17 protein-coding genes are annotated in these 17,532 nt (G+C 71.9%); 10 read left to right on the top strand and 7 right to left on the bottom strand.

What is annotated here, in order from left to right:
• Positions 1 to 7: 7 nt before the first annotated feature.
• Positions 8 to 1,051 (bottom strand): family 2 encapsulin nanocompartment cargo protein polyprenyl transferase, encoded by a 1,044-nt coding sequence (locus OHS17_RS22815; protein WP_330313644.1) that lies wholly within the window; start codon positions 1,049 to 1,051, stop codon positions 8 to 10.
• 126 nt (positions 1,052 to 1,177) lie between these two features.
• Positions 1,178 to 2,584 (bottom strand): family 2B encapsulin nanocompartment shell protein, encoded by a 1,407-nt coding sequence (locus OHS17_RS22810; protein ID WP_018105590.1) that lies wholly within the window; start codon positions 2,582 to 2,584, stop codon positions 1,178 to 1,180.
• Between the two features lie 201 nt (positions 2,585 to 2,785).
• Here OHS17_RS22810 and OHS17_RS22805 point away from each other — a divergent pair, with 201 nt between their 5' ends.
• From OHS17_RS22805 to OHS17_RS22790, 4 genes are all read left to right on the top strand, one after another.
• Entirely contained in the window at positions 2,786 to 3,235 is a 450-nt protein-coding gene (locus tag OHS17_RS22805) for an RrF2 family transcriptional regulator (protein ID WP_330313643.1), read from the top strand.
• Positions 3,236 to 3,323: 88 nt separating this feature from the next.
• Positions 3,324 to 4,517: a globin domain-containing protein gene (locus tag OHS17_RS22800; RefSeq protein ID WP_330313642.1), complete on the top strand. Its 1,194-nt coding sequence runs from the start codon at positions 3,324 to 3,326 to the stop codon at positions 4,515 to 4,517.
• Positions 4,518 to 4,639: 122 nt separating this feature from the next.
• Positions 4,640 to 5,233: an N-acetylmuramoyl-L-alanine amidase gene (locus tag OHS17_RS22795; protein WP_026171860.1), complete on the top strand. Its 594-nt coding sequence runs from the start codon at positions 4,640 to 4,642 to the stop codon at positions 5,231 to 5,233.
• A 34-nt stretch (positions 5,234 to 5,267) separates the two neighbouring features.
• Positions 5,268 to 6,185: a 1-aminocyclopropane-1-carboxylate deaminase/D-cysteine desulfhydrase gene (locus tag OHS17_RS22790; RefSeq protein ID WP_330313641.1), complete on the top strand. Its 918-nt coding sequence runs from the start codon at positions 5,268 to 5,270 to the stop codon at positions 6,183 to 6,185.
• On the opposite strand, the gene OHS17_RS22785 is transcribed toward OHS17_RS22790, so the two are convergent.
• The gene (locus tag OHS17_RS22785; protein ID WP_073862941.1) at positions 6,167 to 7,762 is read right to left on the bottom strand and encodes a Na+/H+ antiporter; all 1,596 of its coding nucleotides are present in this window, start codon (positions 7,760 to 7,762) and stop codon (positions 6,167 to 6,169) included. The two genes, OHS17_RS22790 and OHS17_RS22785, sit on opposite strands and share 19 nt — an antisense overlap.
• Positions 7,763 to 7,797: 35 nt before the next feature.
• On the opposite strand from OHS17_RS22785, the gene OHS17_RS22780 reads away from it, so the two are divergent.
• The 3 genes from OHS17_RS22780 (at position 7,798) to OHS17_RS22770 (ending at position 9,679) form a co-directional block, all read left to right on the top strand.
• The gene (locus tag OHS17_RS22780; RefSeq protein WP_073862940.1) at positions 7,798 to 8,058 is read left to right on the top strand and encodes a UBP-type zinc finger domain-containing protein; all 261 of its coding nucleotides are present in this window, start codon (positions 7,798 to 7,800) and stop codon (positions 8,056 to 8,058) included.
• Positions 8,059 to 8,288: 230 nt separating this feature from the next.
• A complete protein-coding gene (locus tag OHS17_RS22775) occupies positions 8,289 to 8,702 on the top strand; it encodes an anti-sigma regulatory factor (RefSeq protein ID WP_018105584.1) in 414 nt (137 codons plus the stop codon).
• Complete coding sequence (locus OHS17_RS22770; protein WP_376451606.1) at positions 8,699 to 9,679, top strand: RNA polymerase sigma factor SigF; 981 nt, start codon at positions 8,699 to 8,701, stop codon at positions 9,677 to 9,679. The genes OHS17_RS22775 and OHS17_RS22770 overlap by 4 nt, the downstream gene beginning before the upstream one ends.
• Before the next feature lie 66 nt (positions 9,680 to 9,745).
• On the opposite strand, the gene OHS17_RS22765 is transcribed toward OHS17_RS22770, so the two are convergent.
• The gene (locus tag OHS17_RS22765) at positions 9,746 to 10,138 is read right to left on the bottom strand and encodes a hypothetical protein (RefSeq protein ID WP_018105582.1); all 393 of its coding nucleotides are present in this window, start codon (positions 10,136 to 10,138) and stop codon (positions 9,746 to 9,748) included.
• A gap of 207 nt (positions 10,139 to 10,345) precedes the next feature.
• On the opposite strand from OHS17_RS22765, the gene OHS17_RS22760 reads away from it, so the two are divergent.
• Positions 10,346 to 11,314 carry a diacylglycerol/lipid kinase family protein gene (locus tag OHS17_RS22760; protein WP_330313640.1) on the top strand — a complete coding sequence of 323 codons (969 nt, stop codon included), beginning with the start codon at positions 10,346 to 10,348 and terminating at the stop codon, positions 11,312 to 11,314.
• Positions 11,315 to 11,633: 319 nt separating this feature from the next.
• Positions 11,634 to 11,891 (top strand): WhiB family transcriptional regulator, encoded by a 258-nt coding sequence (locus tag OHS17_RS22755; protein WP_003953983.1) that lies wholly within the window; start codon positions 11,634 to 11,636, stop codon positions 11,889 to 11,891.
• A 162-nt stretch (positions 11,892 to 12,053) separates the two neighbouring features.
• On the opposite strand, the gene OHS17_RS22750 is transcribed toward OHS17_RS22755, so the two are convergent.
• Together OHS17_RS22750 and OHS17_RS22745 are read right to left on the bottom strand one after the other, a co-directional pair.
• Positions 12,054 to 13,520: a sensor histidine kinase gene (locus OHS17_RS22750; protein ID WP_018105580.1), complete on the bottom strand. Its 1,467-nt coding sequence runs from the start codon at positions 13,518 to 13,520 to the stop codon at positions 12,054 to 12,056.
• Positions 13,521 to 13,879: 359 nt separating this feature from the next.
• Positions 13,880 to 14,950, bottom strand: coding sequence for an SIS domain-containing protein (locus OHS17_RS22745; protein WP_330313639.1), 1,071 nt, complete (start codon positions 14,948 to 14,950; stop codon positions 13,880 to 13,882).
• 195 nt (positions 14,951 to 15,145) lie between these two features.
• Between OHS17_RS22745 and nagB the strand changes: the two genes are divergently transcribed.
• Complete coding sequence (gene nagB, locus OHS17_RS22740; RefSeq protein WP_018105578.1) at positions 15,146 to 15,931, top strand: glucosamine-6-phosphate deaminase; 786 nt, start codon at positions 15,146 to 15,148, stop codon at positions 15,929 to 15,931.
• A 60-nt stretch (positions 15,932 to 15,991) separates the two neighbouring features.
• Here nagB and OHS17_RS22735 read toward each other — a convergent pair whose 3' ends face one another.
• On the bottom strand, positions 15,992 to 17,527 hold the full coding sequence (locus OHS17_RS22735; protein ID WP_330313638.1) for a glycoside hydrolase family 3 protein: 1,536 nt from the start codon (positions 17,525 to 17,527) through the stop codon (positions 15,992 to 15,994).
• Between the last annotated feature and the right edge of the window lie 5 nt (positions 17,528 to 17,532).

The raw sequence follows: 17,532 nt of genomic DNA, 5'->3' as shown, positions 1-17,532 counted from the left end.
CGGTTTGTCAGTGCTTCCGGCGGGTGACGAACTCGGCCAGGGCCAGCAGATCGCCCGCCGCCGAGAGGTCCGGGACCGCCCTGGACAGGTGGTGCACGGCCCGCGCCATGCGGTCCGCGGCGCAGCCCTGCGCCCAGTCCCGGCCGCCCGCCCGGTCCACGGCCTCCGCGGCCCGGCTCACCTCGGCGCGGGTGTTCATCGCGCCCCGGTACAGCTCGGCGAGCTCGGCCGCGGCCGGGCCGCCCGCGGTGAGCGCGGCCACCACGGGCAGCGACTTCTTGTGGGCGCTGAGATCCGCGCCGACCGGCTTCCCGGTCTGGGCCGGGTCACCCCAGATGCCGATCAGGTCGTCGATCAGCTGGAAGGCGAGACCCGCCTCCCGGCCGAAGCCGTCCATGGCCCGGACGGCCCGGTCGTCGGCGCCCGCGTAGAGCGCGCCCAGGGCGCAGGCGCAGCCGAGCAGCGCGCCGGTCTTCGCCGTCGCCATGGTCAGGCACTCGTCCAGCGACACCTGGTCCGGGTCGCGGTCCTCGAAGGCGCAGTCGGCCTGCTGGCCCGCGCACAGCTCGATCACGCAGGTCGAGAGCCTGGCCGAGGCGCCGGGCGACATCGCCCTGCCGTCCTCGGCGAGCAGCCGCTGGGCGAGGGCCAGCATCGCGTCGCCCGCGATGACGGCGTCCGGGACGCCGAACACCGTCCAGGCGGTGGCCCGGTGGCGGCGGGTCTGGTCCTCGTCGATCACGTCGTCGTGGAGCAGGGTGAAGTTGTGGACGAGCTCGACGGCGACGGCGGCGCGGACCGCCTGTTCGGGGTCGCCGCCCAGGGCGCGGGTGGCCGCCAGGACGAGCGCCGGTCTGATCGCCTTGCCCGCGCCGCCCGCAGCCGGGCTGCCGTCGGCGTGCTGCCAGCCGAAGTGGTACATCGCGACCCGCCGGATCGAGCCGGGCAGGGAGGCGACCGCCGCCCGCAGGTGCGGGTCCACGAGGGTCCGGGTGTACTCAAGGAGCGCCGCGGCCTCGTTGCCCTCGGTCGCGGCGTCTGTTCGGGTCATGGTCAATCGGTCACCCCTGTCGTTGCCGCCCCGCCCGGCCGCTGGCGCGGCGGGGCCGGGGACGTGGGTGGTTGCTGGGAGCGGGCGGCCGGGGGCCCGGACCGCGAGGGGTCCGGGCCCCGTGGCTCACCGCCAGCGGCTGACCTCGACGTTCTCCAGGACACCGAGGGCGTCCGGGACGAGGATCGCCGCGGAGTAGTAGGCCGTCACGAGGTAGGAGATGATCGCCTGCTCGTCGATGCCCATGAAGCGCACCGAGAGGCTGGGCTCGATCTCGTCCGGGATGCCCGTCTGCTGGAGGCCGATGACGCCCTGCTCGGACTCGCCGGTCCTCATGCAGATGATCGACGTGGTGCGGGCCTCGCTGACCGGGATCTTGTTGCAGGGGAAGATCGGGACCCCGCGCCAGGCCGGCACGTGGTGCCCGCCGACGTCCACGCTCTCCGGCACGAGACCGCGCTTGTTGCACTCGCGGCCGAAGGCGGCGATGGCGCGCGGGTGGGCGAGGAAGAGCTTGGAGCCGCGCCGCCGCGAGAGCAGTTCGTCCATGTCGTCGGGGCTCGGCGCCCCGTCGTGCGGCTGGAGCCGCTGGCCGTAGTCGCAGTTGTTGAGCAGGCCGAACTCGCGGTTATTGATGAGCTCGTGCTCCTGGCGCTCGCGCAGCGCCTCGACTGTGAGCCGCAACTGCTGCTCGGTCTGGTTCATCGGCTGGTTGTAGAGGTCCGCGACCCTGCTGTGGACCTTCAGGACGGTCTGGGCGACGCTCAGTTCGTACTCGCGCGGCGCCGCGTCGTAGTCCACGTACGTGTGCGGGACGACGGCCTCACCGACGTGGCCCGCGGAGAGGTCGATCGCCGCCTCGCCGTACTTGTTGGTGCGCTGCTGCGGGACGGACAGCAGCCCGGCGAGATGGCTGCGCAGCGGATCGGAGCGTTCGGCGAGGTTGAGCACGTCGGCCCGCCGCAGCGTCAGCACCGTGCACGCGGTGACGGCACGGGCCGTGTACTCCCAGACGGCGTCGCCCTCGATGAGGGAGTGGTCCCCGAAATAGGCCCCGTCCGCGTGGACCCCGAGCACCGTCTCGTCCCCGTAGGGACCGGTGCCGACCTTCTCGACCTTGCCGTGCGCCAGCAGGTAGACGCGGTCCGCCGCCTCGCCCGCCGTGGCCAGGAGCTGCCCGGCGGGGATCTCGCGCTGCTCGCACCTCCTGGCCAGCTCGGCGAGCGCCTCCTCGTCCTCGAAGTCCCTCAGCGCCGGGAGCTCACCCAGCTCGGCGGGGATGACCGTGACCCGGTCCCCGGTCTGCACGAACGTGACCCGGCCGTCCCCGACCGAGTAGCTCAGCCGGCGGTTCACCCGGTACGTGCCGCCCTGCACCTGGACCCACGGCAGCATCTTCAGCAGCCACCGTGAGGTGATCTCCTGCATCTGCGGAGCGGACTTGGTGGTCGTCGCGAGGTTCCGCGCGGCCGCCGTGCCGAGACTCTGCTGCGGCGGCACCTGCACGTTCTGAACCTCTTCACCAACGGACATCTGTCGTCCTCTCGATCTATCGGCTGACCTGCGGGAAGAACACTTCCAGCACGAGGACGGGGCACGCCATTACACAAAAGAGTGTGACTAATCGGGCTTTGGGCGGGGCACAACGCTGCGCGATGCCCACCGGGCACCCGCGCCATGCTTCGCGCCGGCTTAAATTTGGATCCGGAATGCCACTTACCTAATCTGGCCACCATGCGGCTGACCAAGTTCACCGACGTCGCGCTGCGCGTCCTGATGCGCCTCGCCGTCGTGAAGCACGAGGACCCGCCGACCACCCGCGAGGTGGCGGCGGTCATGCAGGTGCCGTACTCGCACGCCGCGAAGGTCGTGGCCCGCCTCCAGCACCTCGGCCTGGTCGAGGCGCGACGGGGCCGGGGCGGCGGGCTCACCCTCACCGAGGCGGGCAGGAACGCGTCGGTCGGCGCCCTCGTCCGCGAGCTGGAGGAACCCGGCGACGTGGTCGACTGCGAGGGCGCCACCCCGTGCCCGCTCCGGGCGGCCTGCCGGCTGCGCGGCGCGCTGCGCGAGGCACAGGAAGCCTTCTACGCCTCCCTGGACCCGCTCACCGTCGCCGAGTTGACCGCCGCACCCACCGGCCCCCTGCTGATCGGCCTCAGCGTCGGGCCGCCCCCCGGGGACTGACCCCCGCCGCACCGGGCCGCCGGCCAGGTGTCTACACTGCCGTTAAATACGCATCCAAGATGCCAATTCAAAATCCGAGGAGTCACCGATGCTCTCCGAGTCGTCCACCGCCACCGTCCGCGCCACCCTGCCCGCCGTCGGCGCGGCCATCGGGGACATCGCCGACCTCTTCTACCGCAAGCTCTTCGCCGCCCACCCGGAGCTCCTGCGCGACCTGTTCAACCGGGGCAACCAGGCATCCGGCGCCCAGCGCCAGGCGCTCGCCGGCTCCATCGCCGCCTTCGCGACCCAGCTGGTCGAGCAGCCCGACACCCGCCCCGACGTGATGCTGAGCCGGATCGCGCACAAGCACGCCTCGCTCGGGGTCACCCCGGGCCAGTACGAGGTCGTCCACATCCACCTCTTCGCCGCGATAGCCGAGGTCCTGGGCGACGCGGTGACCCCCGAGGTCGCCGCCGCCTGGGACGAGGTCTACTGGCTGATGGCCAACGCCCTGATCGCGATCGAGGAGCGGCTGTACGCGGAGCAGGGCGTCGTCGCCGGCGACGTCTGGCGCGCGTGGGAGGTCGTCTCGCGCACCGAGGAGACGGACGACGTCGCCCGCTTCCGCATCCGCCCCGCCGACGGCTCCCCGGCCCCCGCATTCCGCCCCGGCCAGTACGTCTCCGTCCAGGTCGAACTCCCGGACGGCGCCCGCCAGATCCGCCAGTACAGCCTGTCCAGCGCTCCGGGCTCGGCGCTCCGCTCGATCACGGTCAAGCGGGTGCACGGCAACGACGCCCCGGACGGCGAGGTCTCCCGCCACCTGCACGCCCGGGTCCGCGCCGGTGACCGGCTCCGGGTCTCGGCCCCGTACGGCGACCTCGTACTGAAGTCCGACGAGGCCCCGCTGCTGCTCGCGTCCGCGGGCATCGGCTGCACCCCGATCCTGTCGATGCTGGAGCACCTCGCGGAATCGGAGCACCGCGCCCCGGTCACCGTCGTGCACGGCGACCGCTCCCCCGCCGACCACGCGCTGCGCACCGACCACACCGCGCTCACGGCCAAGCTGCACGACGCCGCCGCCCACTTCTGGTACGAGAACCCGGAGGACGGCCACCCCGCCGACCGGACCGGGCTCGTGGACCTGAGCGGCCTCGCCGTCGCCCCCGGCACCCACGCCTACCTCTGCGGTCCGCTGCCCTTCATGCGCGCGGTCCGCACCCAACTGCTCGCCAAGGGCGTCCCGGCCTCCGACATCCACTACGAGGTGTTCGGCCCCGACCTGTGGCTCGCCTCCTGAGCCACCGTGTGTCCGGATCGGCTCGCACAGGATCCGAACAGGGCCCCGCCGTCGCTCCGCGACCGGTCGGGGCCCTGTTCGGCCGGGTAGAACCGCTCCAACCCGCACAAAAGGAGCCGGTGATGTCCTCACCCATGTCCGCGAGCGCTTTTCTCGCCGCCCTCAAGAAGGAAGGGCTCACCGTCGTCGAGGTCGGCGACTGGCGCAGCCACAACCGGAACCACAAGGGCCCCTGGGGCCCGGTGAACGGGGTGATGATCCACCACTCCGTCACCAAGGGGACCGACGCCACGGTGAAGATGTGCCGCGACGGCCACCCCGACCTGCCGGGCCCGCTCTGCCACGGCGTCATCGCCAAGGACGGCCGGGTCCATCTCGTCGGCTACGGCAGGACCAACCACGCGGGGATGGGCGACGACGACGTCCTGCGCGCGGTCGTCGCGGAGAAGAAGCGCCTCCCCCACGACAACGAGGCCAACACCGACGGAAACCGGCACTTCTACGGCTTCGAGTGCGAGAACCTCGGCGACGGCAAGGACCCCTGGCCCGACGCCCAGCTCGAAGCGATCGAGAAGGTCTCGGCGGCCATCTGCCGGCACCACGGCTGGACTGCCCGGTCGGTGATCGGCCACCGCGAGTGGCAGCCCGGCAAGGTGGACCCGAAGGGCTTCTCGATGGGCGACCTGCGCGACCGCATCCACGACCGCCTCAAGTGACCGACGGGCGGCGACCGCCGGTCACAATGGGGGCATGTGCGCCCCGTCTCCCGCATCCCGGCTGCGCCCGCTGCTGCCCTCGCCCGTGCAGCGGGCCGAGGACGAGCGCTTCGCCCGGCACGGGGTGACGCTGCTGCTCAAGCGCGACGACCTCATCCACCCGGATCTGCCGGGCAACAAATGGCGGAAACTCGCGCCCAATCTGGCGACCGCCGCCGGGCGCCCCGTGCTCACCTTCGGCGGTGCGTACTCCAACCATCTGCGGGCGACCGCCGCCGCCGGGCGGCTCCTCGGATTCCGCACCATCGGGGTCGTACGCGGTGACGAGCTGGCCCACCGCCCGCTCAACCCGTCGCTCGCCCGGTGCGCCGCCGACGGCATGCGGCTGCACTTCGTGGACCGGGCGACGTACCGCGCCAAGGCCGACCCGGCGGTCCTGGCCGGGCTGCTGGAGGCGTACGGGGACTGCGAGGTCGTCCCGGAGGGCGGCAGCAACGCCCTCGCGGCCCGGGGCTGCGCCGCGCTCGGGCGCGAACTGCGGGGCGTGGCCGACGTGGCGGCGGTGGCCTGCGGGACCGGCGGCACCCTGGCCGGGCTCGCCGCCGGACTCGCGCCGGGGCAGCGCGCGCTCGGCGTCCCGGTCCTGCGCGGCGGCTTCCTGGGCGAGGCGGTGCGGGAGCTCCAGCGGGAGGCGTTCGGCGGTCCGGCGGGCGACTGGTGGCTGGACGAGCGGTTCCACTTCGGCGGCTACGCCCGTACGACACCGGCCCTGCACGCCTTCGCAAAGGATTTCGAGGACCGGCACGGGCTGCCCGTGGAGCGACTGTATGTGGCCAAAATGCTGCACGCGCTCACCGTGCTGACCGATGAGGGCGCCTTCCCCGCCGGGACCACGCTCGCGGCGGTGATCACCGGCCGCCCGAACGAGGAGACTCAGCCCTCCTCGCGGTAGGCCGCCGCCTCCTCCAGGTCCAGGCGGCGCAGCAGGGTCCGCATCATCTCGTCATCGATCCTGCGCGCGTCCCGCAGCCGTACGAAGACCTCCCGCTCGGTCTCGATCATCTCGCCGGCCAGCCGCCGGTAGGTCTCGTCCGCCGACTCCCCGGTGACCGGGTTGGCCGCGCCGAGGCGTTCCCAGACCGCGTTGCGGCGGCGCTCCAGGACGGTCCGGAGGCGGTCCGCCAGGGGCTCGGGCAGCCGGTTGCGCTCGTCGGTGAGCAGCTCGTCCAGGCGGGCCTCGGCGGCCGTGGACGCCTCGTTCTGGGCCTGCGCCTCGGCCAGCGTGTCGGCCTGCCGGTCCCGGCCCGGGAGCTTCAGCACGCGCACCAGGAGCGGCAGCGTGAGCCCCTGGACCACCAAGGTGCCGATGACGGTGGTGAACGTCAGGAAAAGCACCAGGTTGCGGGCCGGGAAGGCGTCGCCGTCGGCAGTGACGAGCGGGACGGAGAAGGCGATGGCGAGCGAGACGACCCCGCGCATCCCGGCCCAGCCGACGATGAGCGGCGAGGTCCAGTCCGTACCGCTCTCCCGCTCCCTGATCCGCCGCGACAGCCACCGGGGCAGATAGGTCGCCGGGTAGACCCAGACGAACCGGACCACCACCACGGCCAGGAAGACCAGCACCGCGTACCCGAAGGCGTCCGCCACCGAGTACGTGCCGAGCCCCTTGAGCACGAACGGCAACTGGAGGCCGATCAGCGCGAACACGGCCGACTCCAGGACGAAGGCGACCATCTTCCAGACGGCGGCCTCCTGGAGCCGGGTGGCGAAGTCGACCTGCCAGGACCGGTGGCCCAGGTACAGCGCGACGACGACCACGGCGAGCACCCCAGAGGCGTGCACGCGCTCGGCCGCCGCGTACGCCACGAACGGGATGAGGAGCGACAGGGTGTTCTGGAGCAGCGGCTCCTTCAGGTGGGTGCGCAGCCAGTGCAGCGGGACCATCAGCAGCAGGCCGACGCCGACGCCCCCGACCGAGGCGAGCAGGAATTCCCGCGCCCCGCCGCCCCAGCTGATCCCCTCCCCCACCGCGGCGGCGAGCGCCACCTTGTACGCGGTGATCGCGGTGGCGTCGTTCACCAGGGACTCACCCTGGAGGATCGTCGTGACACGCGCGGGCAGCCCCACCCGGCGGGCGATCGCCGCGGCCGTGACGGCGTCCGGCGGGGCGATCACGGCGCCGAGCACCAGCGCGGCGGTCAGCGGCAGATCGGGCACCAGCAGATAGGCCAGCCACCCCACCGCGACCGTCGCGAACAGGACGTATCCCACCGACAGCAGGGCCACCGGCCGCAGGTTGGCCCGCAGGTCCAGGTAGGAGCTGTCCACGGCGGCCGTGTAGAGCAGCGGCGGCAGCAGCAGGGGGAGCACGATGTGCGCGTCCAGGGTGTACGACGGCACCCCCGGCACATACGAGGCGATCAGGCCGGCGGCGACCAGGAGAAGCGGGGCCGGCACCGGGGTGCGGCGTGCGAGGCCCGCTGTCGCGGCACTGCCCGCGACCAGCGCCACCAGGGGCAATGCGTCCATCTCATGATCCTCGCATCCGTCGTAACCTGGCCATCATGAGTGGTTGCCCGCATGTACCGGACCTGCCGCGCCCCGAGCCCGCGCCCCTCGGTGAAACCTGTCCCGAGTGCCTGGCGGCCGGCACCCACCCCGTGCAGCTGCGGCTGTGCCTGAGCTGCGGCCATGTCGGCTGCTGCGATTCCTCGCCGGGGCGGCACGCGACGGGGCACTTCGAGCAGACCGGACATCCGGTCATGCGGAGCTTCGAACCGGGCGAGAACTGGCGTTGGTGCTTTGTCGACGGTTCGATCGTCTGACGTCCGGGTACGTCAAACCGGCGCGCGTTGTTCGTAATTGAGCGACGCAGACCCCTAGGCACTGTGCGTACTCATGGATCTACCATGAGTGACAGTCGCAGGAAGGGGTTCCGGCGACACGGCATCATGGATCGCGATAGCGTCGCCGGACCGAGAACCGAAGACGTACCGCATGGCTCCGGGCGTTCTCCCGGAACCTCGAATGAGTTTGTGCCACCTTGGAGGTGAGGGTGTCCCAGATCGCAGGCGAGCCCGGGAATCAGGACTTCGTAGAGGTCCGGCTGCCCGCTGCGGGTGCCTACCTGTCGGTGCTGCGCACGGCCACGGCCGGTCTCGCAGCACGCTTGGACTTCACTCTCGACGAGATCGAGGACCTTCGCATCGCGGTGGACGAGGCGTGCGCGATCCTGCTCCAGCAGGCCGTGCCCGGTTCCGTCCTCAGCTGCGTGTTCCGTCTCATCGACGATTCACTCGAGGTGACGGTCGCGGCCCCCACCACGGACGGCCGCGCCCCGGAGCGCGACACCTTCGCCTGGACGGTGCTCTCCGCACTGGCCGGAAAGGTCGACTCCTCGGTCGCCGACGACCGTACGGTCAGCATCAGCCTGTACAAACAGCGCGGCGCGGGACCCGGGCCGGCGTGAGCAACGGGAACGGGGACGGTCCTGTGCGGGACGAGACGATCCGACCAGGGGTGGTGCGTGCGGCAGGCATCCCGGAGCAGCAGGCCCTGCCTCATCCGGTGGACGGGGCGGAGCTGCCCCGTGCGGTGGACGGGACGGACGGGCCCGCCGGCATTACGGTCGCGGTGGAGCAGTCGCAGGCGGAGCGGGCAGGCCAGATGAGCGAGCACGGGCACCACGATCCAAACGACCGCAGCGAGGCGCGGGCGTTGTTCATCGAGCTGGGCAAGCTCGCCGACGGTTCGCCGGAGCGGGCGGAGCTGCGCAACCGGCTGGTGCGGATGCACCTGCCGCTGGTGGAGCACCTGGCCCGCCGCTTCCGCAACCGCGGGGAGCCGCTGGACGACCTGACCCAGGTCGCCACGATCGGGCTGATCAAGTCCGTCGACCGGTTCGACCCGGAGCGGGGCGTCGAGTTCTCGACGTACGCGACGCCGACGGTCGTCGGGGAGATCAAGCGCCACTTCCGCGACAAGGGCTGGGCGGTGCGGGTGCCGCGCCGCCTCCAGGAGCTGCGGCTGTCGCTGACCTCGGCGACGGCGGAGCTCTCCCAGCTGCACGGCCGCTCGCCGACGGTGCACGAGCTGGCGGAGCGGCTGGGGATCTCCGAGGAGGAGGTCCTGGAGGGCCTGGAGTCGGCCAACGCGTACAGCACGCTCTCGCTGGACGTGCCGGACACCGACGACGAGTCGCCGGCCGTGGCGGACACGCTGGGCTCCGAGGACGAGGCGCTGGAGGGCGTCGAGTACCGGGAATCGCTGAAGCCGCTACTGGAGGACCTGCCGCCGCGCGAGAAGCGGATCCTGCTGCTGCGGTTCTTCGGCAACATGACCCAGTCGCAGATCGCGCAGGAGGTCGGCATCTCGCAGATGCACGTCTCGCGTCTGCTGGCCCGCACGCTCGCGCAGCTCCGCGAGCGGCTGCTCGTGGAGGAGTAGCGGGTGCTTTTACGCGGAAGAGGCCGCCGGGTCGTCCCGGCGGCCTCCTCGTGTGTCCGGGAGCCCTCAGGCGTCCTCGGTGTCCGCTTCGGGCGTGCTGCCCGGCCTGCGGATGCCCAGGGCGTCGATGGTGGCGGGCCTCACCAGCTGGTAGAGCGCGGTCAGGGCGACCGCGGCGAGGACGATGCCGGCCGGGATCAGCACGCCGTGGGAGCGCAGCAGCGTCCAGGCCACCGGCAGCGCGATGATCTGCGTGATGAGCGCCGGGCCCCGGCTCCAGCTGCGGCGCAGCAGCAGGCCGCGGGCGGCGAAGAGCGGGATCAGGCCGAGCGCGATGACGGTGAGACCGCCCATCTCGGCCTGCTCGGGGCTGTCGGGCTTGCCCAACAGGCCCATCACCAGCATGTAGATCCCGCCGATGACGAGGGCCGCGCCCTCCAGGCCGCTGAGTGCGGCCACCAGCGTGATCCTGGCCGGTTTCGCCGGCTCCGCCAGGGGCGAGGGCGCGTTCTGCTGAGTACTCACCCTTGCAGGTTGGCATCCCGGACCCGGCGAAGGAAAGCCGGGGTGGTGCGCGCCACCGCCGCACATCCGCACCGTCACGGAGCGTGAGGTCCTGCGGCCAGGACTTCGGGGGTGTACCTCGCGGTAGGTAGGCTGGCAGTCATGCGCGCACTTCTTGTGGTCAATCCAGCCGCCACCACCACCAGTGCGCGGACCCGTGACGTGCTGATCCACGCGCTGGCGAGTGAGATGAAGCTGGAGGCCGTCTCCACGGAGTACCGCGGGCACGCCCGTGACCTGGGACGGCGGGCCGCCGACAGCGACGACATCGACCTCGTGGTGGCGCTCGGCGGTGACGGCACGGTCAACGAGGTCGTCAACGGCCTGCTGCACCGGGGCCCCGATCTGGACCACCTGCCGAAGCTGGCCGTGGTGCCCGGCGGCTCCACCAATGTCTTCGCGCGGGCCCTCGGGCTCCCCAACGACGCGGTGGAGGCGACCGGCGCCATTCTGGACGCGCTGGCGAACCGGACCGAACGCACGGTCGGCCTCGGCCTCGCGGCGGGGACGCCGGGCACGGAGGACGAATCCGTTCCGGAGCGCTGGTTCACCTTCTGCGCCGGCCTCGGATTCGACGCCGGGGTGGTCGGGCGGGTCGAACAGCAGCGGGAGCGCGGCAAACGTTCGACCCATGCCCTGTACGTGCGCCAGGTGCTGCGGCAATTCCTGGAGGAGCCGCACCGCAGGCAGGGCGTGATAACGCTCGACGTGCCCGGCGAGGAGCCGGTCACCGATCTCGCGCTTTCCATAATCTGCAACACGAACCCGTGGACGTACCTGGGGAACCGGCCGGTGTACGCGGCCCCGAAGGCGTCCTTCGACACCGCGCTCGACGTGCTGGGCCTGCGGAAACTCTCCACGGCGGCGGTCGGCCGCTATGCCACCCAGCTGCTCATGTCGAGCCCGGAGAAGGGTCCGCGGGGGAAGCACGCGGTTTCACGGCACGACCTCACGGACTTCACCTTGCATTCAAAGGTTCCACTGCCCTTCCAGATGGACGGTGACCACCTCGGGGTGCGTACGAGTGTGACGTTCACAGGCGTACGCCGTGCACTGCGTGTGATTGTGTGAGTGGAAGGGACCAAAGTCCTTTAACTCGAACGTTTGGACTGGCCTCCACCCTCTAGAAGTACGGCTGTGACCTAGCCGACACCGAGGAATCAAAAAAAACTTTCCTGAAGGGGTTGTATCCGCCGCCGAGGTTTGCGAATCTCTACATGGCGATCGGGACGGCCCGCAACAACGGCCTCCACTGAGAGCCAGAACCCCTCCTCACTGCACAGGACCACAACCAGTTCATCTGGGCGTCGGGCCTACACCTGCGGGGGGATTCGTGAAAGCGTTCACATTCACAAGCCACAGTACGTAACACCAAGGAGAGGTAGCAGCCATGGACTGGCGTCACAACGCCGTTTGTCGTGAGGAAGACCCGGAGCTGTTCTTCCCCATCGGCAACACCGGTCCTGCGCTGCTGCAGATCGAGGAAGCCAAGGCCGTCTGCCGTCGCTGCCCCGTCATGGAGCAGTGCCTGCAGTGGGCGCTCGAGTCCGGCCAGGACTCCGGCGTCTGGGGTGGCCTCAGCGAGGACGAGCGCCGCGCAATGAAGCGCCGCGCCGCTCGCAACCGGGCGCGCAACGCCAGCGCCTGACCGACGCCACCGCTACGAACCTCAGCGCAGGCGGCGCGTACAGCGCGTACGCACCACCCCGCCCCCCGAGTCGCAGCGCGCAGTACCCCCGAAGCGCATGCTTGACCAGAGAGCCCGGACCGTTCACCAACGGTCCGGGCTCTTCGGTGTGTTCGGGGCCCGCTACTTCTCGCTGCGGACCGGGATGTCGAGGACGACCTGCGTCCCGCGCTCCGGCGCCGGCACCATGCCGAACGTGCCGCCGAGCTCGCCCTCGACCAGCGTGCGGACGATCTGGAGGCCGAGGTTGCCGGCCTTCTGCGGGTCGAAGCCCTCGGGCAGACCGCAGCCGTCGTCCTGGACGGTGATGAGCAGCCGCCCCTCGGTGGGCGAGCCTCCCCGGACCGCCGACACCTCGACGGTGCCCGACTCCGCGACGGAGAAGGCGTGTTCCAGGGCGTTCTGCAGGACCTCGGTGAGGACCATCGAGAGCGGCGTCGCGACCTCGGCGTCGAGTATCCCGAAGCGTCCCGTGCGGCGGCAGGTCACCTTGCCCGGCGAGATCTCCGCGACCATGGCGATCACCCGGTCGGCGATGTCGTCGAACTCCACCCGCTCGTCCAGATTCTGGGACAGCGTCTCGTGGACGATGGCGATCGAACCGACGCGCCGCACCGCCTCGTTGAGGGCCTCGCGGCCCTGCGGGGAGTCCATCCGGCGGGCCTGGAGGCGCAACAGGGCGGCGACCGTCTGGAGGTTGTTCTTCACCCGGTGGTGGATCTCCCGGATGGTGGCGTCCTTGGTGATCAACTCGCGCTCGCGGCGGCGCAGTTCCGTCACATCGCGCAGGAGGACCAGGGAGCCGATGCGGACGCCCTTGGGCTTGAGCGGGATGGCGCGCAGCTGGATCACCCCGCCCGCGCACTCCACCTCGAACTCACGGGGCGCGTAACCGCTGGCCAGTTTGACCAGGGCCTCGTCCACCGGGCCCCGGGACGGGGCGAGTTCGGCGGTGATCTGGCCGAGGTGCTGGCCGACCAGGTCGGAGGCGAGGCCGAGGCGGTGGTAGGCGGAGAGGCCGTTGGGGCTGGCGTACTGCACGACCCCGTCGGCGTCCAGCCGGACCAGGCCGTCGCCGACGCGCGGGGACGCGTCCATGTCCACCTGCTGGCCCGGGAAGGGAAAGGACCCGGCGGCGATCATCTGCGCGAGGTCCGAGGCGGACTGGAGGTAGGTCAGCTCCAGCCGGGAGGGGGTACGCACGGTGAGGAGGTTGGTGTTGCGCGCGATCACGCCGAGCACCCGGCCCTCCCGGCGTACGGGGATCGACTCGACCCGTACGGGCACCTCCTCGCGCCACTCCGGGTCGCCCTCGCGCACGATCCGGCCCTCGTCCAGGGCGGCGTCCAGCAGCGGGCGGCGGCCGCGCGGGACCAGGTGGCCGACCATGTCGTCCTGGTAGGAGGTCGGGCCGGTGTTGGGCCGCATCTGCGCGACGGAGACGTACCGCGTGCCGTCGCGGGTGGGGACCCACAGGACGAGGTCGGCGAAGGAGAGGTCGGAGAGCAACTGCCACTCCGAGACCAGCAGGTGGAGCCACTCGAGGTCGGTGTCGCTCAGAGCGGTGTGCTGGCGTACGAGGTCGTTCATGGAGGGCACGTGTGCGAGCGTACCCGTGGATGCGTGCCCGTCCGAACCGGAAGCGCCGCCCGTACGTGCAGTGAACCGGGGCCGACATTGGCGCCGCGCATGGATGGACACGGCCCAGTGGTCTAGTCCACAATGTTTGATGTAAGACCTCCGCTCTCCCCGCACAGGAGAGCGGAACGAGGTACCCGCGCTCTCTGCCCTGACTGCGCAGGTGCCTCTCCCCCGGCCGGGGGCACCGCACACCGCCGGCCGAGCCGGCCGCCCGCGAGGGCGGCCCTACTCCGGGCTGCGGTGCTGGTCGGGCTGAGGGTCCCGGCCCGGCGCCGCGGCCCGCGGGTTCTTCCGGGGCCTCCCGGAATTCAGCGGGTCTCGGTGACCTTCGCGAGCGCGCGCGGCGCGTCCGGGTCCTGGCCCCGCGCGATCGTCACCTCGTACGCCAGCATCTGGAGCGGCAGGATCTCCAGGACCGGCTGGACCTCCTCCGCAACGCCGGCCGTCGGCAGCACGAACCCCGCGGACGCCGCCGCCACCTGGGCCGCGGGCCCGACGACGAAGAGGTCGGCGCCCCGGCCGCGCAGCCGGTCCAGGACGGGCTGAAGGGCCTCGCCGCCCCGGCCGTCGGTCACCACGGCGATGACCGGCGAGATGTTGTCGACCATCGCGAGGGGACCGTGCAGCAGGTCCGCGCCGGAGTACGAGAGGGCCGGGATGTAGCTCGTCTCCATGAGCTTCAGGGCGGCTTCCTTGGCCGTCGGGTAGCCGTACCCCCGCGAGGTGATGACCATGCGCTCGGCGAACCGGTAGCGCGACGCCAGGGACCTCACCTCGTCCTTGCGGGCCAGCACCTCCTGTGCGAGGTCCGGCAGGACGGTGGCCGCCGCCCCGTCGCCGCCGCGCAGCCCCTCCACGAACAGGTACAGCGAGAGCAGGGACGCGGTGTACGTCTTGGTGGCCGGCAGCGCCTTCTCGGGCCCGGCCAGGATGTCGATGTGGTACTCGGAGACGGCCGCGAGCGGCGAGTCCGGGTTGTTGGTCACCGCCAGGGTCACCGCGCCGGCCTCCCGGGCCGCCTTGGTGGACGCCACCAGGTCGGGCGAGCCGCCGGACTGGCTGACGGTGATGACCAGGACGTCGCGGAGGTCCGGCTTCGCGCCGTACGCCGTGGTGGTCGACATCGAGGCCAGTCCGCAGGGCAGCCCCAGCGTGATCTCCAGCAGGTACTTCGCGTAGAGCGCGGCGTTGTCGGAGGTGCCGCGGGCGGTGAGCAGGACGAAGCGCGGGTTCCTGGCCGCGATCAGCCCGGCGGTCTCGCGGATGGCGGGCGCGCCGCGCTCCAGGATGCGGCGGAGCATCGCGGGCTGCTCGGCCATCTCGCCGGACATGATGCGGCCGGGCCACTCGCCCTCACCGGCCGGGTACGTGGCGGACATGTCTGGTACCTCCCGGGGGTTGCGCTGGCTCGCCCAAGTCGAACACGGGGTGCGCGGGGGCCGCCAGCGGGCGGCGGCCGGCAGGGCGTCCGCGTACCGGTACGGGCCCCTGGGGGCGGGGCGAGTCTGCTAGATTGGGACCTTGATTGGTCTATACCACATATCGTCACTCTCGATCGGATCGGCAGGCCCCGCGTGGAAGTTGTCATCGTCCCGGACGCCAAGGCAGGCGGCGAACTGATCGCGGGGGCCATCGGCACCCTGCTCGGCCGCAAGCCCGACGCCCTTCTCGGCGTTGCCACCGGCTCTACCCCGCTGCCCATCTACCAGGCCCTCGCGGACCTGGTCCGCTCCGGTGCCGTGGACGCCTCGCGCGCCCGCGTCTGCCAGCTGGACGAGTACGTCGGACTGCCGGCGGGCCACCCGGAGTCGTACCGCTCCGTGGTGCTGCGCGAGGTGGTCGAGCCGCTCGGGCTCTCCGAGGCCGCGTTCATGGGCCCCGACGGATCCGCCGAGGACGTCCAGGCGGCCTGCGAGGCGTACGACAGGGCGCTGGCCGAGGCCGGCGGCGTCGACCTCCAGCTGCTGGGCATCGGCACCGACGGGCACATCGGCTTCAACGAGCCGTGCTCCTCGCTCGCCTCCCGCACCCGGATCAAGACGCTCACCGAGCAGACCCGGGTCGACAACGCGCGCTTCTTCGACAACGACATCGACCAGGTGCCGCACCACGTCATCACCCAGGGCATCGGCACGATCCTGGAGGCCCGCCACCCGATCCTGCTCGCGACGGGCGAGGGCAAGGCGGACGCGGTGGCGGCGACGGTCGAGGGACCGGTCGCCTCGATCGTGCCCGCGTCGGCGCTCCAGCTGCACCCGCACGCGACGGTGGTCGTGGACGAGGCGGCGGCGTCGAAGCTGAAGCTGGCGGACTACTTCCGGGCGACGTACGCGGCGAAGCCGGCCTGGCAGGGGCTGTAGTTCCGTACGCGAGAGGGCCGGGACACCACACGGTGTCCCGGCCCTCTCGTATGCGCGGGGTCAGCTCCCGGCGATGATCTCCGCCGCCGCCTGGCCGCAGACGCGGGCGGCGCCGTGCGTCGCGATGTGCAGCGCTCCCCGGGGCTCGGCCTGGGGGACGCCCATCTCGACCACGACGGTGTCCGGGCGCGCCGCCAGCAGCGCGTCCAGGGCCTTGGTCATCCACGCGTGGCGGTGCGCGTCGCGGACCACGGCGACGATGCGCCGCTCCCCCGCCGCCCGCAGCGCGGCCTCGGCCGGGGCCTCGGACTCGCCGTCGTAGGTGTCGGTCCCGGTGCCCGGGACGAGCCGGGTCAGCTCGGCCGCGAGGCCCCAGGGGGTCTCGTCGCCGACCGCGATGTTCGCGACCGGGGTGAAGGCGGCCACGTACGCCGGACCGGTGAGCGGTGCGGCCTCGCCGGTCACCGTCACCGCGCGGCGGGCGGCCACCAGACCGATGTCCGAGGCGATGCCGGTGGTCTGTGCGGTGCCGGGCGCGGTCCCCTCCTGTGCTGCCGCGCCCGGCTCCCGTACAGCCCCCCGTGCCTCCCGCGTCCAGGACGCGAGGGCGCGGACCCGGGCAGCGGCATCGGCGAGCCGCTCCTCGGGAAGTTCACCGGAACGCACCGCCGCGACCAGCGCGTCGCGCAGCCGCAGGACGGTGCTGTCGTCGTCGAGCCCGCCGCCGACGCAGAGCGCGTCGGCACCGGCCGCGACGGCGAGGACGGAGCCGCGTTCGATCCCGTACGTCGAGGCGATGGCCTGCATCTCCACGGCGTCGGTCACGATGAGCCCCTGGTACCCCAGCTCCTCGCGCAGCAGACCGGTGAGGATCTGGGGGCTGAGGGTGGCCGGGCGGTGCGGGTCGAGCGCGGGCAGCAGGATGTGCGCGCTCATCACCGACTTGGAACCGGCCGCGATAGCCGCCCGGAACGGGACGAGCTCCCGGGCGTGCAGAGTTTCCAGGTCGACGTCGATGCGGGGCAGTGCGTGGTGCGAGTCGACCGCGGTGTCGCCGTGCCCGGGGAAGTGCTTGGTGCAGGCGGCGACCCCGGCGGCCTGGAGGCCCTCGACGTACGCGGCGGTGTGCCGGGCGACCAGGTGCGGGTCGGCGCCGAAGGAGCGGACGCCGATGACGGGGTTGCCCGGGTTGGAGTTGACGTCCGCGGACGGGGCCCAGTTGAGGTTGACCCCGCACGCGGCGAGCCGGCGGCCCAGTTCGTGGGCGACGGCCCGGGTCAGCTCGGTGTCGTCCACCGCGCCGAGCGCCAGGTTGCCGGGGAAGGACGAGCCGTGGCGTACCTCGAGGCGGGTGACGTCGCCGCCCTCCTCGTCGATGGCGACGAGCACGTCGTCCCGCTCGGCCCTGAGCTGGGCGGTGAGCGCGGCGAGCTGTTCGGGCGTCTCGATGTTGCGACCGAACAGGCCGACGGAGGAGAGCCCTTCGCCGACCCGGCGCAGCAGCCACTCGGGTGCCGTGGTGCCGGTGAAACCGGGCTGCAGCACGGCGAGCGCGTCACGAGTGACGGTGTCCGTGGTGGAGGTGAGGGTGGTCATGGGGC

It is taken from the genome of Streptomyces sp. NBC_00523, from assembly GCF_036346615.1.
Lineage (GTDB): Bacteria > Actinomycetota > Actinomycetes > Streptomycetales > Streptomycetaceae > Streptomyces.
This window is presented reverse-complemented; position numbering and strand designations above follow the sequence as displayed.